Source organism: Klebsiella sp. 28, assembly GCF_018223905.1.
In the GTDB taxonomy this organism is placed as follows: Bacteria; Pseudomonadota; Gammaproteobacteria; order Enterobacterales; family Enterobacteriaceae; genus Klebsiella; species Klebsiella pneumoniae.
In genome coordinates, this window is the sequence record NZ_JAGRQY010000125.1 from 17,918 (window position 1) to 41,202 (window position 23,285).

Genomic DNA, 23,285 nt, shown 5'->3' on the forward strand with positions numbered 1-23,285 from the left:
TAGCGGTTATGTTACCCGGATTCGCCGCCAATAATAGCCCTGTCTGCTATGCTTTTTGGTTATGTACCTCATCAATGTTTATACCGTATACCGGCAAGCACTCATGTAACACCTTGTTCCAGGAGGACTTATCCATGAATCAGTTAGACAGCATCAAGCAGTTCACCACGGTGGTCGCCGACAGCGGAGACATCGAATCCATCCGCCACTACCATCCGGAAGACGCCACCACCAACCCCTCTCTGCTGCTGAAGGCCGCCGGCCTGGCGTCCTATAGCGGCCTCATCGACGACGCTATCGCCTGGGCCAAAAAACAGGGTGGCGGCCGCGAAGCGCAGGTGGCTCACGCCTGCGATAAGCTGGCGGTCAATTTTGGCGCGGAGATCCTCAAAAGCATTCCCGGGCGGGTCTCCACCGAGGTGGACGCCCGGCTCTCCTTCAACCGCGAGAAAAGTATCGAGAAGGCTCGCCACCTGGTGGCGCTGTATCAGGAGATGGGCATTGATAAGTCGCGGATCCTGATCAAGCTGGCATCCACCTGGGAGGGGATCCGCGCTGCGGAGGTGCTGGAGAAAGAGGGGATCCACTGCAACCTGACGCTGCTGTTTTCCTTCGCCCAGGCCCGGGCCTGCGCCGAGGCCGGGGTTTATCTCATCTCCCCGTTCGTTGGGCGTATTTATGACTGGTATCAGGCGCGCAAACCGCTGGAGCCTTACGTGGTGGAGGAAGATCCGGGGGTGAAATCGGTGCGCAATATCTATGACTATTTCAAACAGCATAAATACAACACCATCGTGATGGGCGCCAGCTTCCGCCGCACCGAGCAGATCCTGGCGCTGGTCGGTTGCGACCGGTTGACCATCGCCCCGCCTTTATTAAAAGAGCTGCAGGCCAGCGATACCCCGGTGGTGCGCAAACTGATCCCTGCCAGCCAGATCCTGCCGCGTCCGGTGCCGCTCAGTGAAGCGGAGTTCCGCTGGGAACATAATCAGGATCCGATGGCGGTCGAAAAGCTAGCGGAGGGGATCCGCCTGTTCGCCGTCGATCAGCGCAAACTGGAAGATCTGCTTGCCGCCAAACTGTCACTTTAGTCTCACGGAGAAAAATATGTCCCGAAGAGAGCTTGCCAACGCCATCCGCGCCCTGAGTATGGACGCCGTGCAGAAAGCCAACTCCGGCCATCCCGGTGCGCCGATGGGGATGGCTGATATTGCCGAAGTGCTGTGGAACGATTTTCTCAAGCACAATCCGCAGAACCCTGACTGGGTGGACCGCGACCGCTTTATCTTGTCCAACGGCCACGCGTCGATGCTGCTCTACAGTCTGCTGCACCTGACCGGCTACGATCTGCCGCTGTCTGAACTGAAGCAGTTCCGTCAGCTGCACTCTAAAACGCCCGGCCACCCGGAGCATGGCTATACCCCTGGGGTGGAAACCACCACCGGCCCGCTGGGCCAGGGGCTGGCGAACGCCGTTGGGATGGCCATCGCCGAACGGACGCTGGCGGCGCAGTTTAATCGTCCCGGCCATGAGATCATTGACCATCACACCTGGGTGTTCATGGGCGATGGCTGTTTGATGGAGGGGATCTCCCATGAGGCCTGTTCGCTGGCCGGCACGCTCGGACTGGGCAAGCTGATCGGTTTTTACGATCACAACGGCATCTCCATCGACGGCAAAACCGAAGGCTGGTTTTCCGATGATACGGCGGAACGCTTCCGCGCCTATCACTGGCACGTCATAGGCGATATCGACGGCCACGATCCGCAGGCTATCAAACAGGCGATAACGGAAGCGCAGGCGGTGAAAGATAAACCGTCACTGATTATCTGCCGGACCATCATCGGCTTCGGTTCGCCCAACAAAGCCGGCTCAGAGGAGTCTCACGGGGCGGCGCTGGGCGAAAAAGAGGTAGCGCTGGCCCGCCAGCAGCTTGGCTGGAAATATCCTCCGTTCGAGATCCCGAAAGAGATCTACGCGGGCTGGGATGCGCGTCCGCGCGGGGAAAAAGCGGAGCACGCCTGGAACGAGAAATTCGCCGCCTACCAGCAGCAGTTCCCGGAGCTGGCCGCTGAGCTGACCCGACGTATGAATGGCGCCCTGCCGGAAGACTTTGCCGCGATCGCCCGCGACTACGTGGCGAAACTGCAGGCCGAGCCGGCGAAAATCGCCAGCCGCAAGGCTTCGCAAAACGCGCTGAACGCCTACGGCCCGCACCTCCCGGAACTGCTGGGCGGTTCTGCGGATCTTGCGCCGAGTAACCTGACCATCTGGTCTGGATCGACATCGATTAAAGAAGATCCTGCGGGCAATTATATCCACTACGGCGTGCGCGAGTTTGGCATGACCGCGGTGGCCAACGGCATTGCCCTGCACGGGGGCTTTATTCCTTATACCTCGACCTTCCTGATGTTTGTGGAGTACGCCCGCAACGCCGCGCGCATGGCAGCCCTGATGAAGGCCCGGCAGATCATGGTCTATACCCATGACTCGATCGGTCTTGGGGAAGACGGGCCGACGCACCAGGCGGTGGAACAGCTGGCCAGTCTGCGGCTGACGCCCAACTTCAGCACCTGGCGCCCCTGCGACCAGGTGGAGACCGCCGTCGCCTGGCAGGCGGCTATCGCGCGACAGGGCGGGCCGACGGCGCTGATCCTGTCGCGACAAAACCTGGCGCAGATGCCGCGTACCCCGGAACAGGTGCAGGATATCGCCCGGGGTGGCTACGTGCTTAAGGATGCCGGCGGCAAGCCCGACCTGATCCTCATCGCCACCGGCTCGGAAGTGGAGATCACCGTCCTGGCCGCGGAAAAACTGTTGGCCAAAGGGGTAAATGTGCGGGTCGTCTCGCTCCCTTCCACTGATGTGTTTGACGCCCAGGATGAGGCCTGGCGCGAATCCGTGCTGCCGTCGGACGTCAGCGCCCGGGTGGCGGTCGAAGCCGGGATAGCGGACTACTGGTATAAATATGTCGGCTTAAAAGGCAAGATCGTCGGCATGACCGGCTATGGCGAATCCGCCCCGGCAGAGCAGTTGTTCCCGTTCTTTGGCTTTACGGTCGACCATATCGTCGCCACCGCCGAACAGGTGCTTAACGGGTGATCCACAGCGTGGGCCAGGCATCTGGCCCCTGCCAGTTGTCGCACGTCGGCTGCTGCGCGTAGCGGGAGAGGCTGAACCGCTGGCCGTCAAAACGCCAGCGGGTTTGGATCCCGCAATCGCCGGCCCCGCGGCCTTTATCCAGGGTCACCAGCTCATGGCGGCGGTCATCATAGCTGGCGTTGATCAGCTCAATCTCACGCGGCGCCTCGCCCGGCGGCTGGAATGGCAACGTTAGCCGCACCTGACGGGCGACATAGGGGCGCTGGCGGGAGACCAGCCAGGCCAGCCAGACGGTGTTGTAGGCGCCGGATTCGCAGCTGGTCATCAGCAGCACTTTGTCATCCGTCAACGCAGTAACGCGAATTTCACGGCGGAAGGGATCGAGGGAGCAGTGGCTGTTGGTCATCCGCTGATTACCGTAGTCCATCAGATCGTTGAGCTCCTCACGCCCCAGCGGCGACTGCGCCGTTTCCGCGCTCGCCACCGCGCGCAGCGCCGGCGCCGGCGGTACGCTGAGCGGCGGCTCTTCCCCTTTGCCGACCCAGGCCGTTTCGCTACCTACCCGCTTTTGCCGATCGTCGATAAAAAACAGAGCCGCTTTCAACCCCTGCAGGGAGATGGTCTGCAGGCCATTGGCCAGCGAGAGCGCTTTACCCTCCTGAACCTGCTGGAGAAACGCATCGATCGTCACGCTGTCGGCGGTTTTAATGAACTTATCTTCAATGTGCCAGCGCTTGTCGGTCAGGGACAGCGGTTTACCATCCAGCAGCAGGCGCGGCGCTATCGGCGCGAGCGTCGCCACTGGATTGCCGGTGCCGCCCAGCTCGATACGCAGACTGGCGTCAGTGACTGCCCCAGCGCTGCGGCTGAGGGTCATCACCAGGCCATGATGCAGCCCCACGTTACGGGTGACGCAGAAATTTTGGTTGTTACAGGTGACCAGCCAGTCGTTGAAGCGCTGCTGCGTCGGTGCCGACCATGCCTGCGAGCAAGGCAGCACCGCCAGAAAAAGGAAAAAGATGACGCGAAAAAGCATGAACCGCCCGACCCCAGATAAACCCGACCACGGCGCCTATCCTGGACAACGGCAGCGGGTTACTCAATCGGATTTGTCAGAGTTCCCCGACATCAGGCCGGAGGTTTGCAGATATTGCAGCAGAATGACCGCCTTACCGTCGCGGATCTCCCCGTCAGCGACCATCTGCAGCGCCTGGCTAAAAGGCAGCTCCAGCACCTCGATGGCTTCATCATCCACCCCGCCGCCGCTGGTGGTTCGCTGCGCGTCGCTGTACTCGGCGATAAAGAAATGCACTACCTCGGTGACGCCCCCTGGCGACATAAACAGCTCAAACAGCTTTCTCACCTCGCCCACTTCGTAGCCGGTCTCTTCCACCGCCTCTTTACGAATGCAGGCTTCCGGCTCGTCGTTGTCCAGCAGCCCGGCGCAGGTTTCAATCAGCATGCCGTCATGATTGCCATTGACCCAGGTGGCGACACGGAACTGACGCACCAGGACCACCGTCTGCTTATGGCGGTTATACAGCAGCACGGTGGCGCCATTGCCGCGATCGTAGACCTCGCGCTTGTGGCGCACGACGCTGCCGTCCGCCCGCGTCAGCTCATAGGTCATGTTGCGTAGTACGAACCAGTTCTCAGAGAGGATTTTATCTTTAATGACGTGAATATTGAGTGACATACCGACCCCACAGCGTAAAAGGACGCCCTCATACTACGCTGCGGAGCCGGGTTTGTCGTCAGTGAAGCGGCGTCGTTTTCCGCGCCAGATAGTCCAGGATCCCCTGCGCCGCGTGACGGCCTTCCGCCATCGCCGTCACTACAAGGTCTGCGCCGCGCACGGCATCGCCGCCGGCAAAGATCTTCTCCTGACTGGTCTGATAACGGTAACGGCTCTCCACTCCGGCTTTAATACGCCCCTGACTGTCCAGCGCCACCCCCGCCGCTTCCAGCCAGGGCATGCGGTGCGGGTGGAAGCCAAAGGCCATGATCACCGCATCTGCCGGCATAACAAACTCGCTGCCGGGGATCGGCGTCGGACGGCGTCTTCCCCCGGCGTCCGGAGCGCCCAGCTCGGTGCGCAAAAAGCGTACCCCGTTAACCCGCCCGTTCTCGTCCAGCTCAAGCGTCACCGGCTGGACGTTAAACTCAAAGAGCGCCCCCTCTTCGCGGGCGTTTTTGACCTCTTTTTTCGAGCCCGGCATGTTGGCTTCATCTCGCCGATAGGCGCAGGTCACCTGGCGGGCACCGTGGCGCAGCGCGGTGCGCACGCAGTCCATCGCCGTATCGCCGCCGCCCAGCACCACCACGTTCAGCCCGGCGGTGTTGACATAAGGCTCTTGCGCCGATGCCGCCAGCCCCATCACCTGTTTGGTGTTGGCGATGAGGAACGGCAGCGCATCGTAGACCCCGGGGGCCTCTTCGTTCGGCAGCCCCGCCTTCATGGAGCGATAGGTTCCGGCGCCGACGAACACTGCGTCATAATCGGCCAGCAGTGTCGCCATGGAGATATCTTTCCCCACCTCGCAATTGAGCTCAAAGCGGATACCCATCTCGCTGAAGATCGCCCGCCGCCGGGCCAATAGCGATTTATCCAGCTTGAACGCCGGAATGCCGAAGGTCAGCAGACCGCCAATCTCCGGATGACGGTCGAAGACCACCGGCTGGACGCCGTGGCGCACCAGCATATCGGCGCAGGCCAGCCCGGCAGGCCCGGCGCCGATAATCGCCACCCGCTTGCCGCTCGGCTTAACCTGCGAAAGGTCCGGACGCCAGCCGCTGGCCAGCGCCTGGTCGGAAATATAGCGCTCAATATTGCCGATGGTGACTGCCCCGCTTTCATCGCGCAGGGTGCAGGCGCCTTCACACAGCCGGTCCTGGGGACAGACGCGGCCGGTGATCTCCGGCAGGCAGTTGGTCTGATGGGAAAGCGCGACCGCGGCGGCGATATTCCCCGCTTTAACCAGCTCGATCCACTGCGGGATATGGTTATGCAGCGGGCAGGTCCATTCGCAAATACTGTGCTCCCCACACGTGAGACAGCGGGCGGCCTGCTGCTGCGCCTGCTGCGGGGTGAACGGCTGATAGATCTCCTCAAAGTGGCTCTTACGCACCTCCGCCGCCAGCTTATCCGGCTCCCCGCGCGGGGGCGTCATCGCCATTTGCCTGACCTTCGCGCCAGCATTGGGCTGGCTGCAGAGCGGCGTAGCGCGCTGCCACGGCTGTACCTCCTGGCATGCCGAGCGCAGTCGCCGCTGCTTCGCCAGGGTGATCAACGTCTCATCGTCGGCGAGGGTCAGCGCCTGCGCGGGACAGTTTTCCACACAGGCCGGCCCCGCCTCGCGGCCCTGGCATAGATCGCACTTGTGCGCGCTGGCTTTCACCAGGCCTGCGGCCTGCGGCGTCACCACCACCTGCATCACCCCGAACGGGCAGGCCACCATGCAGGATTTACAGCCAATGCATTTCTCCTGACGGACCTGAACGCTGTCGCCGGACTGGGCGATGGCGTCGTTGGGACAACTGCGGACGCAGGGGGCGTCCTCGCAGTGGCGGCAGGTGATGGCGTTACGCTGGCCCTCCGCTTTGATCACGGTGATACGTGGCAAAAAGCGCTGCGGGGTCAGCACGTGTTGCTCCTCGTTATGCGCCATCACGCAGGCCACTTCGCAGGCCTGGCAGCCGATGCACTTTCGGCTATCGCTCAAAATAAAGTGGTTCATGGCTTCCTTTTGTCTTCTTGGTGAATAACCCCTCAATGCGCATGCCTATTTATTACCCGACAAGATGACGCCGGAACAATGTCCAATTGCCCAGGATAAACTTTTTCTGGAGAGAATCCGTTTTGGATCAATTTTTTTGACTTAAATGAAATGAGGTTTCACACCGGCAAGGGATAATGCGCCGGTCTGCGGTGACGAAGCAGACTCGCTACCTGCTGGCAGGAAAGTTCGAGGTTTCTTTACGATACGGCAAAAGCAACATGATAAATTACACTATCTCCTTAATTTCTCCACGATTGCCGGAGAGGCTGGCGCTAAAGTGGCACAGGCTGTGCAATAACAAGAAAATGTGCATATGAGGTTTTTATTCTGATGGCGAATTTCTTTATCGATCGCCCCATTTTTGCATGGGTGCTGGCAATCCTGTTATGCCTGACGGGCACCCTTGCCATTTTGTCGCTGCCGGTTGAACAGTATCCCGACCTCGCCCCGCCGAATGTGCGGATCACCGCCAACTATCCCGGCGCCTCCGCGCAAACCCTGGAGAATACCGTCACTCAGGTTATCGAACAGAATATGACCGGCCTCGATAACCTGATGTATATGTCCTCCCAGAGCAGCGCCACCGGCCAGGCGACGATCACCCTCAGCTTTACCGCCGGTACCGACCCGGATGAAGCCGTGCAGCAGGTTCAGAACCAGCTACAGTCGGCGATGCGTAAGCTGCCGCAGGCGGTGCAAAACCAGGGGGTGACGGTGCGCAAGACCGGTGATACCAATATCCTGACGCTCGCCTTCGTCTCCACTGACGGCAGTATGGATAAACAAGATATCGCCGACTACGTCGCCAGTAACATCCAGGACCCGCTCAGCCGCGTCAACGGCGTGGGGGATATCGACGCCTACGGTTCGCAATACTCAATGCGCATCTGGCTCGACCCGGCGAAGCTCAACAGCTACCAGATGACCACCAAGGATGTTACCGACGCCATCAGTTCGCAGAACGCCCAGATTGCCGTCGGCCAGCTTGGCGGGACGCCTTCGGTCGATAAGCAAGCGCTGAACGCCACCATCAACTCGCAATCTCTGCTGCAAACCCCGGAGCAGTTCCGCAATATCACTCTGCGCGTCAATCAGGATGGTTCAGAGGTGACGCTGGGCGATGTCGCCACCGTCGAGATGGGGGCGGAGAAGTACGACTATCTTAGCCGCTACAACCGCCAGCCGGCCTCAGGCCTCGGGATCAAGCTGGCTTCCGGCGCCAACGAAATGGCCACCGCGGAGCGCGTGATCAATCGCCTCAATGAGCTGGCGCAGTTTTTCCCCCACGGTCTGGAATATAAGGTCGCCTACGAGACCACCTCCTTCGTGAAGGCTTCCATCACCGACGTGGTGAAAACCCTGCTGGAGGCGATCCTGCTGGTCTTCCTCGTGATGTATCTGTTCCTGCAGAACTTCCGCGCCACCCTGATCCCGACCATCGCCGTGCCGGTGGTGCTGATGGGCACTTTCGCGGTGCTGTATGCCTGTGGCTACAGCATCAACACCCTGACGATGTTCGCGATGGTGTTGGCGATCGGCCTGCTGGTGGATGACGCCATCGTGGTGGTGGAGAACGTCGAGCGCATCATGAGCGAGGAGGGCCTGTCGCCACGCGAGGCGACCCGCAAATCGATGGGACAAATTCAGGGCGCGCTGGTAGGGATCGCGATGGTTCTGTCGGCGGTATTTGTGCCGATGGCCTTCTTCGGCGGCACCACCGGCGCCATCTATCGCCAGTTCTCAATCACTATCGTCGCGGCGATGGTCCTCTCGGTGCTGGTGGCCATGATCCTCACCCCTGCCCTTTGCGCCACGCTGCTTAAGCCGGTTAAGCCAGGTGAATCCCATGAAAGAACAGGCTTCTTCGGCTGGTTCAACCGCACCTTCAACCGCAGCGCCAGCCGCTACGAAACCTTCGTCGGCAAAATCCTGCACCGCTCGCTGCGCTGGATGCTGATCTACGTCCTCCTGCTCGGCGGGATGGTGTTCCTGTTTCTGCATTTGCCGACCTCGTTCCTGCCGCTGGAGGATCGCGGGATGTTCACCACCTCGGTCCAGTTGCCGAGCGGCAGCACCCAGCAGCAGACGCTGAAGGTGGTGCAGAAGGCGGAAGATTACTTCCTCAATAACGAGAAGAAGAACGTCGAGTCGGTGTTCGCTACCGTTGGCTCCGGCCCCGGCGGCAATGGGCAGAACGTGGCCCGTATGTTCGTTCGTCTCAAAGACTGGGACCAGCGCGACCCGCAAACCGGCACCTCCTTTGCCATTATTGAACGCGCCACCAAAGCGTTTAATCAGATTAACGAAGCGCGGGTTATCGCCAGCAGCCCGCCGGCGATCAGCGGCCTCGGCAGTTCGGCAGGCTTCGATATGGAGCTGGAGGATCATGCCGGGAAGGGGCACGATGCGCTGATGGCGGCGCGCGATACGCTACTTGAGCTGGCCGGGAAAAATCCGCTGTTGACCCGCGTCCGGCATAACGGGCTCGATGACAGCCCGCAGCTGCAGGTCGATATCGATCAGCGTAAAGCGCAGGCGCTTGGCGTCTCCATTGACGACATCAACGATACGCTGCAAACCGCATGGGGGTCGAGCTACGTCAACGACTTTATGGATCGCGGCCGGGTAAAGAAAGTCTACGTCCAGGCGGCGGCGAAATACCGGATGCTGCCTGACGATATCAATCTTTGGTACGTGCGCAACAGCAGCGGTACGATGGTGCCATTCTCGGCCTTCGCCACCTCGCGCTGGGAGACCGGCTCGCCGCGGCTGGAGCGCTACAATGGCTACTCAGCGGTGGAGATCGTCGGTGAGGCGGCGCCGGGTATCAGTACCGGTACCGCGATGGACATGATGGAGAAGCTGGCCGCGCAGTTACCCACCGGCTTTGGCCTCGAATGGACCGCCATGTCCTACCAGGAACGCCTCTCTGGCGCTCAGGCGCCGGCCCTGTACGCGATTTCTCTGCTGGTGGTGTTCCTGTGCCTGGCGGCGCTGTACGAGAGCTGGTCAGTGCCGTTCTCGGTGATGCTGGTGGTGCCGCTGGGGGTGATTGGCGCCCTGCTGGCGACCTGGATGCGCGGGCTGGAGAATGACGTGTACTTCCAGGTGGGTCTGTTGACGGTGATCGGCCTGTCGGCGAAAAACGCCATTCTGATCGTCGAGTTCGCCAATGAGCTCAACGAGAAGGGCCAGGATCTGCTCAGCGCCACGCTGTCGGCTTGCCGTCAGCGCCTGCGCCCCATCCTGATGACCTCGCTGGCGTTCATCTTCGGCGTGCTGCCGATGGCGACCAGCACCGGCGCCGGTTCCGGCAGCCAGCATGCGGTCGGCACCGGAGTGATGGGCGGGATGATCTCCGCCACCGTGCTGGCGATCTTTTTCGTGCCGCTGTTCTTTGTGCTGGTGCGTCGCCGTTTTCCGCTAAAGGAGCGTCCGCAATAAACCGACGAGCTTCGGCGGCGAGGCGTAATAACAGAAAAGGCGACCACGGTGGTCGCCTTCTTTATGTGTTCAGAACCCTAGCGCGCTTATTTACTTCGCGTTATTCCCCTGCTCACATTGCGGAAATTTATTTACGAAGCATGCCTTCAATAAAGTCTTTCCAGTTCCCCAGTTCATGTTCAATCATAATAGCCTCTCTTATTATTATGGTCGATTCTATATAACTTCATTACCGATGGGAAGTTGTGCTCCCCTATTGCTCTGATTGTCTTATGGACCGCTGACAGAGATAAAACCTCTGGTTGTCGCTACTATGCCGCTTCGTATGTAAACATAATGTGACGTAGAGCAACCTCAGACAACATTTTTGCAATAATGTTAAAGCCCTCACATCATGCCCACAGGTGGCCAACATTTAACCACCCGATATATCGAATGAGATCCCCGGTAAAAAGTTATATTTATTCATCTGAATCACGTATTATTTCAGTAAGACTTATATATTCGGAAATATCTGAGTTAACCGCTTAATTGAATGTAAAAGGTTTATCTATGCTCACCATGTACGGAATTAAAAACTGCGATACCATTAAAAAAGCCCGCCGCTGGCTGGAAGCGCATCAGATTGAGTATCGCTTCCATGATTACCGCGCCGATGGCCTTGAGCGCGCGCAACTGGATACCTTTATTGCCGAGCTGGGCTGGCAGGCGCTGCTGAACACCCGTGGCACCACCTGGCGCAAACTCGACGAGTCGCTGCGCAATAGCATCGATAATGCCGACGCCGCTGCCGCATTGATGCTGGAAATGCCGGCAATTATCAAACGCCCATTGCTCTGCGCGCCCGGTCGTCCTATGCTGCTGGGTTTTAGTGAAGCAAGTTATCAGCAGTTTAACGAGGTATAGTCTATGTCTTGCCCGGTCATTGAGCTGGCTCAGCAGCTTATTCGCCGCCCTTCCCTTAGCCCCGATGATGCGGGATGCCAGGCGTTAATGATTGAACGCCTGCGTGCGATCGGCTTTACCGTTGAACCGATGGATTTCGGCGATACGCAGAATTTCTGGGCCTGGCGCGGCCACGGCGAGACGCTGGCCTTCGCCGGCCACACCGACGTAGTCCCGGCAGGCGACGCCGATCGCTGGATCAATCCCCCGTTCGAACCGACCATCCGCGACGGGATGCTGTTTGGCCGCGGAGCGGCGGATATGAAAGGCTCGCTGGCGGCGATGGTGGTTGCCGCAGAGCGTTTTGTCGCGCAGTACCCGAACCACAGGGGCCGACTGGCGTTTTTGATCACCTCTGATGAAGAGGCCAGCGCCAAAAACGGCACCGTCAAAGTGGTGGAGACGCTGATGGCGCGTAACGAGCGTCTGGACTATTGTCTGGTCGGCGAACCTTCCAGTACCGAAGTGGTCGGCGATGTGGTGAAAAACGGCCGCCGCGGCTCGCTGACCTGCAACCTGACTATTCACGGCGTGCAGGGGCATGTCGCCTATCCGCACCTTGCCGATAACCCTGTCCACCGCGCGGCGCCGATGCTGGCGGAACTGGTCAATATCGAGTGGGATAAAGGCAATGAGTTCTTCCCGCCGACCAGCATGCAGATCGCCAACGTGCAGTCCGGCACCGGCAGCAATAACGTGATCCCCGGCGATATGTTCGTCCAGTTCAACTTCCGCTTCAGTACGGAGCTGACGGACGAGATGATCAAATCCCGGGTGATCGCCCTGCTGGAAAAATACCAGCTGCGTTACAGCGTGGAGTGGTGGCTCTCCGGCCAGCCGTTCCTCACCGGACGGGGCAAGCTGGTGGATGCGGTCGTCAACGCGATTGAGCACTATAATGAGATCAAACCGCAGCTGTTAACCAACGGCGGCACCTCAGACGGACGGTTTATCGCGCGCATGGGGGCGCAGGTGGTTGAGCTGGGCCCCGTAAACGCAACGATTCACAAAATTAATGAATGTGTGAACGCCGCCGACCTGCAGCTGCTGGCGCGGATGTATCAACGCGTCATGGAACAGCTGGTCGCCTGACGAATTGACGTAAAGAGGAAGCGCGCATGGAATGGCTTATTAAACACTGGTGGATTCTGGTGCTGGTCTTTTTGGTGGGGGTAATTATCAACGTGATTAAAGATCTGAATCGCGTTGACCACAAAAAATTCCTCAACAACAAACCCGATCTGCCGCCGCACCGTGATTTTAACGATAAATGGGACGATGACGACGACTGGCCGAAGCACGACCAGTCGAAGAAACCGTAAGTTTGCCTTTATCGCGGTACCGCCCGCCTGTAACCCCGCTCACCGGGGTTACAGCATTTCGATGATATCATCCCCTTTTGGCGTACTGCCGCTCAGCGCCTCATCAAAATAGTGCTTCGGCACGGTATAACGCAGACGCTCGATCGCCAACTGCATACTGCGATCGTCAATGGCATGCCCGAGATCGTCGACAATATCTAAGGTCACGTCGCCGCCCGCCTGCTGTAACGCCTCCTCGGCCGACACCGCCCACGCCAGGTCGATAACCCGATCTTCACCACCGTGGATCAGGTGAATGGTGGTGGCCGTCGTTGCCGTCTCCGGCAGCGTCGCATAGCGGCCATTAAAGGCGATGACCCGCGAAGCCAGATCCGGCGCCGCTTTGATACTCTCCAGCGACATAATCGCCCCCTGAGAGAAACCGATCAGCGCGGTGGCCAGTGGACTGACGCCGCTCTTTTCCTGCCAGTAGCGTACAATTTCAATAAAGGTCGGCATAATGGCGTCGATGCGCTGCTGACGATTCTCTTCCGTCACCCCCTGCAGCGAAAACCACTGCCGACCGTTGGGGCCGCAAGGTTCCACCCCGCCAATGCTGACGATCAGCGCATCAGGAAACTGCGGCGCGAACCAGCTGCCGATTTGCCCCATGGAGACCGGGTTATCCCCTACGCCATGAAACAGCAGCAACAGCTGTTGCGCAGGCGTCGCAGGACTTTGAACAATAAAATGATCGTGTTTCATGGCTGTCTCCTTAGTGTTTGCGGGCAGTGTACGCCGCTCGCCAGATATGACCATGCCATTTAACTGAATGAGTTAGTTAAAAAAATTGCAGATGCGCCACCTGCTGACGCAGCGCATCAGCGCGCGCTGCATCAAGGAAGCGCAAGGCGTCAGCGGCCTCCCGACGCCATCTCGCCTGCAAGGCTTTTCGCCCCGTCAGCTGCAGCACGGCGCAGAGTGCGGCCTCCTCTTTGCCCTGCAGTCGTCCCCGCAGGGCCGGCAACGGCATGTCGGCCTGCATCAGTAGGCGGTTGAGGCAGCCCAGCGCCGCGGCCAGCGGGCGGTGGGCGAAGGCAAAGCTCGCCGCTTCCAGCCAGTCCTCATCACTAAGCATAGCGTCTGCGACGGCCGGCAGCGGCGCGGATTCCTCTCGCCACGGGCGAAGCCAGTATTCATCGCGCTGCAGCCGCTGCGCCTCCCGCTGCGCCAGCTGGCGCCCTGCCGCGGTCAACGGATAGAGGGCCATCGCCGTATAGCAGCCGCTGCTGGCCTCGCGATGGGTACCCAGCCGTACGAGGGTAAACCCGCAGCGTTGCCAGAAGCGCCACAGCTCAGCGGTATAGCCGAAGCTGACGGAGAGATAGTCATAGCCAGCGGCATCGGCGGCGATATCGGCGATCATCTTCCGCCCCAGGCCTTCCCGCTGGCGGGAGGGATGGACAGCGATCCGACTGACCCGCAGCCCGCGCAGCGTCGCCGCCAGGGGACTGCCGCCGTGCGCCGCCAGCGACTGGGCGACCAGATTCCCGCGCGGCCGGCGAAAACCCGCCCATACCGCCCGGCTCAGTTCGCGAGAAAGTCCCCCCTCGGCCACCAGCCACAGGGCGCCCGCCACCGCGCCGCCGGCGCGAGCGCAGCGGAAAGCCTGGCCCGGAGCATCCATCATGCGCCGCAGATCGAGCGGGGAAGTTCGGTAATGCGCCCCGGATAATAGCTGGTACATCGCCTCCGGTAGCGCGGGCTGCGTTTGCCAGCAGGACTGATTGACCGCCTCCAGGGCTAGCTCCGCCATCGGCGCGTCGCGAAATGCCTCATCGTTAAAGATAAGCAACTGACTGATGGCTGACTCCAGCGGACAGCCCGCCGCCCAGCGGATCGGGGCGCTCAGGGTGAACGATTGCAGATGGGGCAGACTGGCGCAAAATTTCAGCAGGAACCCGCGACCGGTGCCCTCGTACCCTTGCACCGTCGTGGTGAGTAGCGTGCGGGGAAAACGGCTCACCAGTTGCCGGAGAAGCGGAGCCGGGATAGCCGCGGCCTCATCGACTATCAGCCACGCCGCCTTTTCTTTCGACGCCAGCAGCGCATCGGGCGCCATAAAGCGCAACGTCTCCCCGGCAAAGCTGGCCAGCACCTCGACAGCGCTACGCGTTGGGGCGGTGACGATGGCCTCGCCCCCAAGCTGGCGCAGGAGCATGCCCGCCAGCGCGGACTTCCCCCGTCCACGCTCCGCCGTCACCGCCGCGATACCGGGCGGCAGGCGTATCAGTTGCTCAAGGATTGCCGCCTGCTCGGCCTGCGGGCGGCCATCGGCGGGATGCCAGTCTGGACGCGGGGCGGCCAGCGGGAAACGTGGCCGGTCCGACTGCCGCCAGAGCAACACCTCCGGATCGGCGATAAACTGCCGACAGCAGCGGTGAACAAAGTTAGGGGTAACGATAGGGTCAGGCGTATCGCTCCAGCGCAGAGAGTCCTCATCCGCCCGGGTCGGCCAGTCGGCGAAGGGGGGCGTCAGCAGCACCAGCCAGCTTCCCGCCCGCAGCGTGCCGCTCAGGGCCGCCATGGCGGCCACATCAAACCCGCGCCGGGCATCGAAAAAGGCGTGCATCACTTCCCGCCCCAGCAGCGTTTTCAGCGCGCCGGGCGCCACGCAGGGCGCAGAACCCGGCTCGGGGCCAACCCACAGGCCATCGCCGCCGAGCCTCTCCCGTAGCGCCTGCGCCTGCTGCAGCGTCCAGCTCTCATCGCCGCTGAGCACCAGCAGGCGACGGATCCCCTCCCGCGCCATTTGCGCGGTGAGGTTAAGCAGCGCGTCCATCATGGGGGACGATTACAGCGCGCTGCCGAAGGTATTGCACTGCGCCGGATCGCCGCTATCGAAACCGCGTTTGAACCAGGTGTAGCGCTGTTTCGAGGTGCCGTGGGTAAAACTGTCCGGCACCACGCGTCCCTGGCTCTGCTGCTGTAGACGATCGTCGCCGATGGCCTCGGCGGCGTTCAGCGCCTCCTGCAGATCGCCAGTTTCCAGAATATCCTGCTGCTGCATATTATGACCCCAGACGCCGGCGAAGCAGTCTGCCTGCAGCTCCATCTTAACCGACAGGCGGTTGGCTTCGGCCTGCGTGGCATGCTGCTGTTGCTGGCGGACCTTCGGCTCAATGCCCAGCAGTTTTTGTACGTGATGACCCACTTCATGAGCAATGACGTACCCCTGGGCAAAGTCGCCGTCGGCGCCCAGTTTATTTTTCATCTCATCGTAGAATGACAGGTCGATATAGACCGTACTGTCGGCAGGACAATAGAAGGGGCCCATCACCGACTGACCGGTGCCGCAGCCGGTACGGGTCGCGCCGCGGTAGAGCACCAGCTTTGGCTGCGGGTACTGGCGGCCCATCTTTTCAAAGATCGGCCCCCAGGTATCTTCGGTGGTAGCCAGAATGACGGAAGTAAACTTCGCCGCTTCATCGTCTTTCGGACTGATGGAGCGCTGCGTGGAGGTCTGCTGCTGCGGCATCGGTTCGCCGGTCAACATGCCGGTCAAATCCACGCCGTAGTAGCCCGCCACCAGCACAATAATCAGCAGTACAATGCCGCCCTTCCCGCTCGGCAGACGGAAGCCGCCGCCCCCGCCGCCGCCAAACGGCGAGCCTGATTGTCCACGTCGATCTTCAACATTGTCGCTTTCGCGACGCCCTTGCCAGCGCATAAGCACCTCATTCCCTGTTATGTATCAATAGCAGAGATCGTAGGCGGTTCAGCGCAGGATTACCACAGGAAACAGCAAGAGACGCCAGAAGATGAGGCCATCTTCTGGCGGCGGGCGGGTTAGTCGAGCTTAACGCCCAGGCGGTGAGCCACTTCTTCGTAGGCTTCGATCAGGCCGCCAAGGCTCTGGCGGAAGCGGTCTTTGTCCATTTTATCGAGGGTGTTTTTATCCCACAGGCGGCTGCCGTCCGGCGAAAACTCGTCGCCCAGTACCACTTCGCCTTTGAACAGACCAAACTCCAGCTTAAAGTCCACCAGAATCAGACCGGCGTCATCGAACAGTTTTTTCAGCACGTCGTTGGCTTTGTAGGTCAGCTCGCGCATCCGCGCCAGATTCTCTTTACTCACCCAGCCGAAGGTTTCGCAGTAGGAGTCGTTGACCATCGGATCGTGCATAGCATCGTTTTTCAGGAACAGGTCGAACAGCGGCGGATTCAGCTCGATACCTTCTTCAATGCCTAAACGTTTTACCAGCGAGCCTGCCGCACGGTTACGCACCACGCACTCTACCGGCACCATATCCAGTTTTTTCACCAGACATTCGGTATCGGAGAGCAGCGCTTCCATCTGGGTAGGGATGCCCGCTTCTGCCAGTTTACTCATAATGAAATGGTTGAATTTGTTGTTCACCATGCCTTTACGATCGAACTGCTCGATGCGCGCGCCATCACCTGCTGACGTATCGTTACGGAATTCCAGTACCAGCAGGTCCGGATTATCGGTGCTGTATACTGTCTTCGCCTTACCACGATACAACTCAGCTTGCTTTTTCATCTTTCACTACTCCAGTGATATTGAGCCAAAAAATGACGTGTCGGTCTTACATAACATCCTGCAACGGGCGTTGGAGCGGATGCTGTACGCTTGCGGGGCGAACTGCAGTCAGGCGACTGGAGCAGCCTTAACGCGGCGATTTACAGGATTATATGGCCACGCACACGTTTGCGTCACTATACATGAAAAAGGGCCGGATTGCTCCAGCCCTTTTGATTACTTGTTAAATGCGGCCTGGAATACGGCTACCAGGGCGTCATTTTGCGACTGCGTCAGGGTGTGGCCTTTCGGGTCGATAAACTGCAGGCTACTGCGGTTATCGAGGTCGCCGACCTGCAGTTTGTAGTCGCCGGAGACCAGCTGCGGGTCACGTGCGCCCAGCTCCTGCCAGCTGCTGTCAGACAGCGGCTTATAGGTCAGCGCCATGCTGCCCTGAGAGCGCGTGCTGTCGGTCACTTTCATCCCCACTTTCTCGAGGGCGCCCGGCAGACGCTGCCACACCAGGTTAAACGGCGCGCGAACAACGAGCATCGGCAGGCCGGTATCGTCGGCGGCGCTCTGCACGTCGAAGGTGGCCCCCGCGCTGCGCTGGGCGGCGTTCTGGGCGCTGGTGGCATTCATGTCAAGGCCTTCCGAAATGACGTTCAGCATAGCGGTGCTGTAGCGCTGCAGAGACGCCGGATCGGCAACCGGTTTACCCGCCTGCTCCAGATTCACCAGCTTAACGACCACCGCTTGCTGATAACCCTGCGGTTTGACGGAGATTTGATAACGGCCGCGATACTGCTGATCTTCATCAAGACGGTTCCACTCAACCCAGTCGGTGTTCAGCGTCTGGCTCGCATCATCGCGCTTGGCGATAACGTAGTTCTTCGACTGAAGAATACTGGTGACCTGTGCCCACAGCGAACCGCTGCGGCCGTTCTCGACCATCAGCGTCGCGGTATCGCCGTTAAACTGGGTCCGCGCACCGCTCACCAGCGCCAGCGGCTGCGCCGGCGGACGAATGTCCAGCGCTTTACCGACCGCGCCGGTGCTGTTAGCCACCGGAATATTGTAATCACCCACCTGAATCGGCAGGATCATCCCCGCCGGCGCGTGAAGTTCGCTCAACGGTGATGCCTGTAAATAGGCCTCATCACCGCTCACCTGACGCTTATAGCGCGAGTCAGAACTACAGGCCGCGAGGAGTAGAACCAGCGAAACACCCGCAACCTTCGCCAGGCGCGACTTCTGTACTGAGTAAGCCATCAAATCTCCCTAAACTTTACAGCAAACCGGCATGCTTCAGCGCGGCAGTGACGGCTTCACGACCATGATCGGTGATAGGCGTCATCGGCAAGCGCAGCGTATCGGTCGCCACAAGACCCAACGCCTTGCATCCCCATTTCACCGGGATAGGATTGGGTTCGACAAATAATTTTGTATGCAGTGGCATCAGACGCTGGTTAATCGCACGAGCTTCGGCAAATTGACCCGCCAGCGCCAGACGGCACATGTCGGCCATTTCGCGCGCCGCCACGTTGGCCGTAACAGAAATCACGCCTACGCCGCCGAGCTGCATGAAGTCCATACCGGTCGCATCGTCACCGCTCAGCAGAATAAAGTCGTCTGAAACCAGCTCTTTGATCTGGTGAACGCGACTTAAGTTCCCTGTTGCTTCCTTAATACCGACAATATTTTTAATTTCCGCCAGACGGCCAACGGTTTCCGGCAGCATATCGCAACCGGTACGGGACGGCACATTATACAGAATTTGCGGCAGGTCAGTATGTTCGGCGATAGCTTTAAAGTGCTGGAACAGGCCTTCCTGGGTCGGACGGTTATAATAAGGAGTGACCGTCAGGCAGCCAACAACACCGCTGTCGTTAAAACGTTTGGTCAGGCTAATCGCCTCTGCGGTTGCATTGGCTCCCGTTCCAGCGATAACCGGAATACGCCCGTCGGCCAGCTCCAGCGTCATCATCACCACGTCGCCATGCTCTTCATGGCTCAGCGTTGCGGATTCACCGGTAGTCCCTACCGAAACGATCGCCGAGGTTCCGTTGGCGACATGGTAATCAATCAGTTTTTTCAGGCTTGTCCGGCAGACATTACCGTTTTCATCCATCGGCGTGACAAGCGCTACAATACTTCCCGTGAACATGGGCCATCCTCAGAGCAGAAGTGCGACAAGATTCTCAATGTTACGTTTGGAGCTGTAATAAAAGCAAGAGACCCGACGCCATCAGGGATGTTGTATGGCGGTTTTTTTTATGCTTTCCTAATGTTACCTCACCTTTTTAAAGGAAGAACAGGTTTGACAGCCTCATTACAACACTATCTGGTTATTACCGCCCTGGGGGCTGACCGTCCCGGCATCGTGAATACGATCACTCGCCACGTCAGCAGCTGCGGTTGTAATATCGAAGACAGCCGGCTGGCCATGCTCGGTGATGAGTTTACGTTTATCATGCTGCTTTCCGGGTCGTGGAATGCGATTAACCTGATCGAATCAACTCTGCCGCTGAAAGGCGCGGAGCTGGAGCTGTTGATCGTGATGAAACGCACCACTGCGCGCCCGCCGCAGGCCATGCCAAACACCGTTTGGGTCCAGGTTGAGGTGCCGGACTCACCGCATATCATCGAGCGCTTTACTGCCCTGTGCGATACATGGAATATGAATATTGCGGAGCTGGTGTCCCGCACGCAGCCGGGAGACGGCGATTCCGCGCAGCTTTTTATCCAGATAACTGCCCACAGTCCTGCGACGCAAAATGCAGCAAATATCGAACAAGCGTTCAAAGCCCTATGTACAGAACTGAACGCACAAGGCAGTATTAACATCGTTAATTATTCACAGCATGATGAACAGGATGGAGTTTAACCCATGACCCCACTGAAAGCCGGTGATATCGCACCGAAATTTAGCTTACCGGACCAGGACGGCGAGGAAGTAAATTTAACCGACTTCCAGGGACAACGTGTCCTGGTTTATTTTTACCCGAAAGCCATGACCCCGGGCTGCACCGTACAGGCGTGCGGCTTGCGCGATAATATGGACGACCTGAAAAAAGCCGGCGTTGAAGTGCTGGGCATCAGCACCGATAAACCGGAAAAACTCTCCCGTTTCGCCGAAAAAGAGCTGCTGAACTTTACGCTGCTGTCTGATGAAAACCATCAGGTTTGCGAGCAGTTTGGTGTCTGGGGCGAAAAATCCTTTATGGGGAAAACCTACGACGGGATCCACCGGATTAGTTTCCTCATCGATGCCGATGGCAAAATCGAACACGTCTTTGATGATTTCAAAACCAGCAATCACCACGACGTGGTGCTGAACTGGCTGAAAGAAAACGCCTGATGCAAAGCAAGACGCCGGGAGAGGAAGCCCTCGCCCGGCGTCTTTTTTTATTCTCATTGCCTTAGTCGTCGACCGCCAAACCATCCGGCCAGGCATGCACCACTGCTTTAATCAGCGTGGCCAGCGGAATGGCGAAGAAGACGCCCCAGAATCCCCACAGTCCGCCAAAGATCACCACCGACAGGATAATCACCAGCGGGTGTAAATTGACCGCTTCCGAGAATAGCACCGGAACCAGCAGGTTACCGTCCAGCCCCTGAATAATCAGATAGACCGCAAACAGGCTCCAGAACTCGGTGCCAGCGCCAAACTGAAACAGCGCCACCCCCACCACCGGAATGGTCACCACAAACGCGCCGATATAGGGGATCAGCACCGAGAAGCCCACCAGCACCGCCAGCAGCAGCGAGTAGTTGAGGCCAAAGAGGATAAAGCCTATCCAGGTGGCGACGCTGACGACAATCATCTCCAGCACCTTGCCGCGAATGTAGTTGGTGATCTGCTGGTTCATCTCTTTCCACACCTGCCCGGCAAGCCCGCGATTGCGCGGCAGAACGCGGCGCACCGCGTTGAGCATCTGCTCTTTATCCTTCAGCAGGAAGAAGACCATCAGCGGCACCAGCACCAGATAGACCGCCAGGGTGAGTAGCCCCACCAGCGAGGCCAGAGAGTACTTAACCACCGAGTCGCCCACCGTCAGCATCCGGGTGCGCATATTTTCCGCCATCGCATCGATAATGCCGGCATCCATTAACGCCGGATAGCGCCGCGGCAGCGTGGCGGCGAAATCAGAGAGCTTATTTAGCATGCCCGGCATATCGCGGATGAGGTAGATCCCCTGCTGCCAGGCTACCGGCAGCACCACAAAGGCCAGCAACAGCAGGATGCCCACAAAGAGGATCAGCACCAGCGAGGTGGCCCAGGTGCGCGACAGACCGATGCGCTCCAGACGAACGGTCGGCCACTCCAGCAGATACGCCAGCACGATAGCCACCAGCAACGGGGCCAGCAGGCCGCTGAAAAAGAACATAATGCCGAAACCGGCAAGCAAAATAACCAGCAGCGCTATCGCCTCAGGGTCGCTGAATCGACGGCGGTACCACTGCATTAACATCTCAAGCATAAAACCTTCCCTGAAGGGCCAAGCGGCGACAATCCGGGGAATTGTATCGAAATGTCACAAAAAAGACTTCGCTTTTTGATGCGCCGCAGTCAAACCGTTCTCCGCCATGAAGAACATATTTTCAAGGCGGCCAACGCCAGCTAAACTCGCTGGGATGCGGCCAGGGAACATTACGCCGCACAATCGGTCAAACTGGCACACCCACATTACAGGACAGAGGTTATGTTCAGGCAGTTGAAGAAAACGCTGGTGGCGACCGCGATCGCGTCGCTGACGCTGGGTTCGATAGGTCCTGCTTTTGCTGACTCCGCAGATACCCTGCCGGACATGGGAACCTCCGCAGGAAGCACGCTGTCAATCGGTCAGGAAATGCAGATGGGGGATTACTACGTCCGCCAACTGCGCGGTAGCGCGCCGCTGATCAACGACCCTCTGCTGGTGCAATATATCAACGGGCTGGGTATGCGTCTGGTGGCTCACGCCAACTCGGTGCGTACCCCGTTCCACTTCTATTTGATTAATAACGACCAGATCAACGCCTTCGCCTTCTTCGGCGGCAATGTGGTCCTCCACTCCGCCCTGTTCCGCTACTCTGATAACGAGAGCGAACTGGCCTCTGTCATGGCGCACGAAATCTCCCACGTGACGCAGCGCCATCTCGCCCGCGCGATGGAAGATCAGAAGCGCAATGCGCCGCTGACCTGGGTCGGTGCCCTGGGTTCGATTCTGCTGGCGATGGCCAGCCCGCAGGCCGGAATGGCGGCCCTGACCGGGACGCTGGCCGGTACTCAGCAGGGTATGATCAGCTTCACCCGCCAGAACGAAGAAGAGGCCGACCGGATTGGCATTCAGGTTCTGCAGCGCTCGGGTTTCGACCCGCAGGCTATGCCGATGTTTATGGGTAAACTGCTTGACGAGTCGCGCTACTCGACGCGACCGCCGGAAATGCTGCTCACCCACCCCCTACCGGAAAGCCGACTGGCCGATGCCCGTAACCGTGCCAACCAGATGCGCCCGGTGGTGGTACAGTCCTCGGCGGACTTCTATCTGGCGAAGGCGCGTACCCTCGGGATGTACACCAACGGCGACAACAAGCTGGGCACCGATCTGCTGAACGCCTGGGATAAAGGCAATATCCGCCAACAGCATGCCGCCCAGTATGGTCGCGCTCTGCTGGCGATGGAAAGCAACAACTTTGACCAGGCACGCAAAACGCTGCAGCCGCTGCTCAACGCCGACCCGCAAAATGCCTGGTATCTCGATCTGGCCACCGATATCGACCTCGGACAGAAGAAAACCAGCGACGCCATCAATCGCCTTAAAAACGCCCGCGAGCTGCGTACTAATCCGGTGCTGCAGCTGAACCTGGCCAACGCCCTGCTGCAGGGCGGGCAGCCCGGGGAAGCGGCGACCATTCTGAACCGGTATACCTTTACCTATAAAGAGGATGGCAACGGCTGGGACCTGCTGGCCCAGGCGGAAGGCGCGCTGGGCAATCGCGATCAGGAGCTGGCGGCGCGGGCTGAAAGCATGGCGCTGGTCGGCCAGCTGGAGCAGGCGATTTCCCTGCTCAGCAGCGCCAGCTCGCAGGTGAAACTGGGTAGCCTGCAGCAGGCGCGTTACGATGCCCGTATCGATCAGCTACGCGATCTGCAGGCTCGCTTCCGTCCCTATCAAAAAATGTAAGG

21 protein-coding genes are annotated in these 23,285 nt (G+C 59.3%); 9 read left to right on the plus strand and 12 right to left on the minus strand.

The genetic code is table 11. The annotated features are described in order from the left end of the window. Positions 1–134 precede the first annotated feature (134 nt). Both tal and tkt read left to right on the plus strand, forming a co-directional pair. Positions 135–1,091, plus strand: a complete 957-nt coding sequence (gene tal, locus KHQ28_RS20570; RefSeq protein WP_004174884.1) for a transaldolase — start codon at positions 135–137, stop codon at positions 1,089–1,091. A gap of 16 nt (positions 1,092–1,107) precedes the next feature. Beyond that, the gene (tkt, locus tag KHQ28_RS20575; protein WP_002913734.1) at positions 1,108–3,102 is read left to right on the plus strand and encodes a transketolase; all 1,995 of its coding nucleotides are present in this window, start codon (positions 1,108–1,110) and stop codon (positions 3,100–3,102) included. On the opposite strand, the gene KHQ28_RS20580 is transcribed toward tkt, so the two are convergent. The 3 genes from KHQ28_RS20580 to aegA all read right to left on the minus strand — a co-directional run bounded on the left by KHQ28_RS20580 (position 3,092) and on the right by aegA (position 6,839). After that, positions 3,092–4,138 carry a DUF1176 domain-containing protein gene (locus tag KHQ28_RS20580; protein ID WP_032418567.1) on the minus strand — a complete coding sequence of 349 codons (1,047 nt, stop codon included), beginning with the start codon at positions 4,136–4,138 and terminating at the stop codon, positions 3,092–3,094. The two genes, tkt and KHQ28_RS20580, sit on opposite strands and share 11 nt — an antisense overlap. Positions 4,139–4,201: 63 nt before the next feature. Next, positions 4,202–4,798 carry a GDP-mannose pyrophosphatase NudK gene (nudK, locus tag KHQ28_RS20585; protein WP_002913754.1) on the minus strand — a complete coding sequence of 199 codons (597 nt, stop codon included), beginning with the start codon at positions 4,796–4,798 and terminating at the stop codon, positions 4,202–4,204. Positions 4,799–4,856: 58 nt separating this feature from the next. Next, a complete protein-coding gene (aegA, locus tag KHQ28_RS20590; protein WP_004145639.1) occupies positions 4,857–6,839 on the minus strand; it encodes a formate-dependent uric acid utilization protein AegA in 1,983 nt (660 codons plus the stop codon). Between the two features lie 372 nt (positions 6,840–7,211). Between aegA and acrD the strand changes: the two genes are divergently transcribed. Beyond that, positions 7,212–10,325, plus strand: a complete 3,114-nt coding sequence (gene acrD, locus KHQ28_RS20595) for a multidrug efflux RND transporter permease AcrD (RefSeq protein WP_032418566.1) — start codon at positions 7,212–7,214, stop codon at positions 10,323–10,325. Between the two features lie 127 nt (positions 10,326–10,452). On the opposite strand, the gene ypfM is transcribed toward acrD, so the two are convergent. Beyond that, positions 10,453–10,512 carry a protein YpfM gene (gene ypfM / locus KHQ28_RS20600; protein WP_100181659.1) on the minus strand — a complete coding sequence of 20 codons (60 nt, stop codon included), beginning with the start codon at positions 10,510–10,512 and terminating at the stop codon, positions 10,453–10,455. Positions 10,513–10,877: 365 nt separating this feature from the next. On the opposite strand from ypfM, the gene KHQ28_RS20605 reads away from it, so the two are divergent. Genes KHQ28_RS20605 through KHQ28_RS20615 form a run of 3 tightly spaced genes read left to right on the plus strand, consistent with a single transcriptional unit; the run spans position 10,878 to position 12,592 of the window. Beyond that, positions 10,878–11,231 (plus strand): ArsC family reductase, encoded by a 354-nt coding sequence (locus KHQ28_RS20605; protein WP_002913764.1) that lies wholly within the window; start codon positions 10,878–10,880, stop codon positions 11,229–11,231. Between the two features lie 3 nt (positions 11,232–11,234). Beyond that, on the plus strand, positions 11,235–12,362 hold the full coding sequence (gene dapE / locus KHQ28_RS20610) for a succinyl-diaminopimelate desuccinylase (protein WP_002913766.1): 1,128 nt from the start codon (positions 11,235–11,237) through the stop codon (positions 12,360–12,362). Between the two features lie 26 nt (positions 12,363–12,388). Further along, complete coding sequence (locus KHQ28_RS20615; RefSeq protein WP_002913768.1) at positions 12,389–12,592, plus strand: YpfN family protein; 204 nt, start codon at positions 12,389–12,391, stop codon at positions 12,590–12,592. A gap of 48 nt (positions 12,593–12,640) precedes the next feature. Here the strand turns inward: KHQ28_RS20615 and ypfH are convergent, their stop codons facing one another. From ypfH to dapA, 6 genes are all read right to left on the minus strand, one after another. Further along, complete coding sequence (gene ypfH / locus KHQ28_RS20620) at positions 12,641–13,336, minus strand: esterase (RefSeq protein ID WP_002913770.1); 696 nt, start codon at positions 13,334–13,336, stop codon at positions 12,641–12,643. 76 nt (positions 13,337–13,412) lie between these two features. Then, positions 13,413–15,416, minus strand: a complete 2,004-nt coding sequence (locus KHQ28_RS20625; protein WP_032418565.1) for a tRNA(Met) cytidine acetyltransferase TmcA — start codon at positions 15,414–15,416, stop codon at positions 13,413–13,415. A 9-nt stretch (positions 15,417–15,425) separates the two neighbouring features. Continuing rightward, entirely contained in the window at positions 15,426–16,301 is an 876-nt protein-coding gene (locus tag KHQ28_RS20630; protein ID WP_002913800.1) for a neutral zinc metallopeptidase, read from the minus strand. 119 nt (positions 16,302–16,420) lie between these two features. Beyond that, a complete protein-coding gene (purC, locus tag KHQ28_RS20635) occupies positions 16,421–17,134 on the minus strand; it encodes a phosphoribosylaminoimidazolesuccinocarboxamide synthase (protein ID WP_002913801.1) in 714 nt (237 codons plus the stop codon). A 216-nt stretch (positions 17,135–17,350) separates the two neighbouring features. Next, positions 17,351–18,385 (minus strand): outer membrane protein assembly factor BamC, encoded by a 1,035-nt coding sequence (gene bamC / locus KHQ28_RS20640; RefSeq protein ID WP_002913802.1) that lies wholly within the window; start codon positions 18,383–18,385, stop codon positions 17,351–17,353. A 16-nt stretch (positions 18,386–18,401) separates the two neighbouring features. Next, positions 18,402–19,280 (minus strand): 4-hydroxy-tetrahydrodipicolinate synthase, encoded by an 879-nt coding sequence (gene dapA / locus KHQ28_RS20645; protein WP_002913803.1) that lies wholly within the window; start codon positions 19,278–19,280, stop codon positions 18,402–18,404. 153 nt (positions 19,281–19,433) lie between these two features. Here dapA and KHQ28_RS20650 point away from each other — a divergent pair, with 153 nt between their 5' ends. Together KHQ28_RS20650 and bcp are read left to right on the plus strand one after the other, a co-directional pair. After that, entirely contained in the window at positions 19,434–20,000 is a 567-nt protein-coding gene (locus tag KHQ28_RS20650) for a glycine cleavage system transcriptional repressor (RefSeq protein ID WP_002913804.1), read from the plus strand. A 3-nt stretch (positions 20,001–20,003) separates the two neighbouring features. Next, entirely contained in the window at positions 20,004–20,474 is a 471-nt protein-coding gene (gene bcp / locus KHQ28_RS20655; protein WP_002913805.1) for a thioredoxin-dependent thiol peroxidase, read from the plus strand. 61 nt (positions 20,475–20,535) lie between these two features. Here the strand turns inward: bcp and KHQ28_RS20660 are convergent, their stop codons facing one another. Next, positions 20,536–21,597: an AI-2E family transporter gene (locus KHQ28_RS20660; protein WP_002913806.1), complete on the minus strand. Its 1,062-nt coding sequence runs from the start codon at positions 21,595–21,597 to the stop codon at positions 20,536–20,538. Between the two features lie 54 nt (positions 21,598–21,651). After that, positions 21,652–21,768: a hypothetical protein gene (locus KHQ28_RS20665; RefSeq protein WP_004221267.1), complete on the minus strand. Its 117-nt coding sequence runs from the start codon at positions 21,766–21,768 to the stop codon at positions 21,652–21,654. A 51-nt stretch (positions 21,769–21,819) separates the two neighbouring features. On the opposite strand from KHQ28_RS20665, the gene bepA reads away from it, so the two are divergent. Then, positions 21,820–23,283 (plus strand): beta-barrel assembly-enhancing protease, encoded by a 1,464-nt coding sequence (gene bepA, locus KHQ28_RS20670; protein WP_002913807.1) that lies wholly within the window; start codon positions 21,820–21,822, stop codon positions 23,281–23,283. Positions 23,284–23,285: the final 2 nt, after the last annotated feature.